Origin of the sequence: Serratia sp. (in: enterobacteria) (assembly GCF_046715635.1) — a bacterium.
Lineage (GTDB): Bacteria > Pseudomonadota > Gammaproteobacteria > Enterobacterales > Enterobacteriaceae > Chania.
Map to the genome: position 1 here is coordinate 1 of NZ_JBKJYW010000432.1, position 2,578 is coordinate 2,578.

Genomic DNA, 2,578 nt, shown 5'->3' on the forward strand with positions numbered 1-2,578 from the left:
TACATCCCGATCGCCGCCATCCTGTTGGTGATCATGGAGATGAACGGTGCCGAAGTCTGGATGGTGCATCTGTGTGGTTTGCTGCTGATGGCAGGCCGCCTGGTTCACTACTACGGTTTGCGTAACCGCGAAGTCCGCTGGCGCCGTTCGGGTATGGCGGCTACCTATATTTCTTTAATACTGATGGTGATAGCCAATATCGTATATCTGCCGTGGGACATTATCTTCAGTTTGCACTGATATCCCCTCTGTTCAGGCGGCCATGCCGCCTGCTTCTGCCAGCGCCGCTTTTCTGTTAGTATACGCCCCTTCGAATTCTGACCTGATTTGCCGCTATGCCAAACCGCGATACTCTTTTTTCCGCCCCGATCGCCAAACTGGGCGACTGGACCTTCGACGAGCGCGTTGCTGAAGTCTTCCCAGACATGATCCAGCGTTCCGTTCCAGGCTACTCCAATATCATTTCGATGATCGGTATGCTGGCCGAACGCTTTGTCCAGCCACACAGCCGGGTATATGACCTGGGGTGCTCGCTCGGCGCGGCCACGCTATCGATGCGCAGAAACATCAGCGTCGAAGGTTGTCAGATTATTGCGGTCGATAATTCCCCTGCGATGGTAGAGCGCTGCCGCCGTCATCTTGATGCATTTCGCGCCGAAACACCGGTCGACGTCATTGAGGCGGATATTTTAGACATTACCCTCGAAAACGCCTCGATGGTGGTGCTGAACTTCACCCTGCAGTTTCTTGAACCGGCCGATCGTCTGCGCCTGCTCGAACAGGTTTATCGCGGGCTACGTCCGGGCGGTGCCTTGGTGCTGTCAGAAAAATTCAGCTTTGAGGATGCAGACGTCGGTGAGCTGTTGTTCAATATGCACCACGACTTCAAACGAGCCAACGGTTACAGCGAATTGGAAATCAGCCAAAAGCGCAGCATGCTGGAAAACGTGATGCTGACCGATTCGGTCGAAGCACATAAAGCGCGCCTCCAGCAGGCTGGTTTTGAACATGCAGAAGTCTGGTTCCAATGTTTCAACTTCGGCTCGTTGATCGCGCTGAAATCAGGAGAAACCGCATGATCGAGTTTGGAGACTTCTACCAACGCATCGCCAAAAGCCCGTTGAGCCACTGGCTGGATACTCTGCCGGCGCAAATCACCGCCTGGCAACGTGAATCGCTGCATGGCAAGTTCAAGCAGTGGTTCAATTCGGTAGAGCACCTACCTTCCCTGACGCCGACCCGGTTGGATTTATTGCATGGCGTGCGCGCAGAGATGGAACAACCGCTCTCACCTGGCCAGCTCGAAGGCATCGAGAAAATGCTGCGTACGCTAATGCCCTGGCGCAAAGGGCCGTTCTCGCTTTACGGCATCGATATCGATACCGAATGGCATTCCGACTGGAAGTGGGATCGGGTGCTGCCGCATATTTCCCCGCTGGCTGGCCGTACCATTCTGGATGTAGGCTGCGGCAGCGGTTACCATCTGTGGCGCATGGTGGGTGCAGGAGCTCATCTGGCAGTAGGTATCGATCCAATGCAGCTGTTCCTGTGCCAGTTTGAAGCGGTGCGTAAATTGCTGGGTGGCGATCAACGCGCCCATGTGTTGCCGCTGGGTATAGAACAACTGCCCGAGCTGGCCGCTTTCGACACTGTTTTCTCTATGGGTGTGCTTTATCACCGCCGTTCCCCGCTGGATCACCTGTATCAGTTGAAGAACCAGCTGGTTTCCGAGGGCGAGCTCGTGCTGGAAACGCTGGTAGTGCCAGGCGATCGTCATCAGGTATTGGTACCGGGCGACCGCTACGCGCAGATGCGTAACGTCTACTTTATTCCCTCTGCAGAAGCGCTGAAGTGCTGGCTGGAGAAATGCGGATTTGTGGACGTCAAGATTGCCGATATCTGCCCAACCAGTACCGAAGAGCAGCGCCGCACCGACTGGATGACCAGTGAGTCCTTGGCCGAGTTCCTCGATCCCCAGGATCCAACCAAAACGGTTGAAGGCTACCCGGCACCGATCCGCGCCGTGCTAATCGCCAAAAAGCCCTGAACGAAGACCACATCAAACCTATTCCCCATATCATCGGGGGATAGGTGGATCCGCCATATTCACTATCGCTGGTCCTGTCCAACCCCTCTCGGCCATTTTTCACTGGATGAAAGGTCTGCGATAAGCCACCGCGGCCGGTTACATTTTATCAATATTTAAACTTAAGGCAGTGGCTCATCGTTAACTAGAGTTAAAGTGTTGGTATCGCGCCAACACCAGTGAAAGATTGAGTCTTTTCGCCCTGAGCACCCCTACCCTGTTCAGGGCTTTTTTTGTGGACTTTGATACAAAAAAGCCCCGAGGATTCGGGGCTTCAAACCGGCCTCACAACCGGACGCAGCATGCGGCGCCGCTACGATGGAGTCAGCATGGCCAACGAGTTCTTCATCGCCTCTACCGTTTCCCCATCCACGCAGTAGTGGCTGAATTCGTCAAACTCATTATCGGCACACATGGTGACACCCGCCTTACGGTAACGCATGGTGGAAGGCACCGTATGCCCGGCCGAGCTATGCAATTCCTGAATACCGA

3 protein-coding genes and 1 pseudogene are annotated in these 2,578 nt (G+C 54.7%); 3 read left to right on the top strand and 1 reads right to left on the bottom strand.

Annotated features, from left to right (window positions below; genetic code table 11):
- From ACLQ7H_RS22680 to cmoB, 3 genes are all read left to right on the top strand, one after another.
- Positions 1-240: MAPEG family protein (locus ACLQ7H_RS22680; protein WP_411754608.1), on the top strand; the 240-nt coding region annotated here is incomplete at its 5' end.
- Between the two features lie 95 nt (positions 241-335).
- Positions 336-1,079: a carboxy-S-adenosyl-L-methionine synthase CmoA gene (cmoA, locus tag ACLQ7H_RS22685; RefSeq protein ID WP_411754609.1), complete on the top strand. Its 744-nt coding sequence runs from the start codon at positions 336-338 to the stop codon at positions 1,077-1,079.
- Positions 1,076-2,047, top strand: a complete 972-nt coding sequence (gene cmoB, locus ACLQ7H_RS22690) for a tRNA 5-methoxyuridine(34)/uridine 5-oxyacetic acid(34) synthase CmoB (RefSeq protein WP_411754610.1) — start codon at positions 1,076-1,078, stop codon at positions 2,045-2,047. The genes cmoA and cmoB overlap by 4 nt, the downstream gene beginning before the upstream one ends.
- A gap of 352 nt (positions 2,048-2,399) precedes the next feature.
- Here cmoB and ACLQ7H_RS22695 read toward each other — a convergent pair.
- A pseudogene (locus ACLQ7H_RS22695) lies at positions 2,400-2,578 on the bottom strand (copper homeostasis protein CutC); the annotation flags it as partial.